Annotated in this window: 1 protein-coding gene; it reads left to right on the top strand. The window is 69.6% G+C overall.

The genetic code is table 11. The features are described from left to right. On the top strand, positions 1–253 hold a 253-nt coding region (locus JHD64_RS21770; protein ID WP_199055830.1), incomplete at both ends, for a hypothetical protein.

Consider the following 253-nt stretch of genomic DNA (forward strand, 5'->3'; position numbering starts at 1 on the left):
GAGCACCAGCCTGGCGGTGAGCGCCGAGCGTTCGGTCGAAGCGCATGAGCTGTCGTGTAGCGCGGTGGAGCAGTCTGGCACCGGTGCCGCGGTCATCCAGGGGGCGGGGCGTAGCATGGACAGCATCTGTCTCTTATACACATCTCCGAGCCCACGAGACATTAACAAGGATCGCGTATGCCGTCTTCTGCTTGAAAAGGGGGGGGGGGGGGGGGGGGGGGGGGGGGGGGGGGGGGGGGGGGGGGGGGGGGGG

Source organism: Aquitalea sp. ASV15 (assembly GCF_016429115.1).
In the GTDB taxonomy this organism is placed as follows: domain Bacteria; phylum Pseudomonadota; class Gammaproteobacteria; order Burkholderiales; family Chromobacteriaceae; genus Aquitalea; species Aquitalea magnusonii.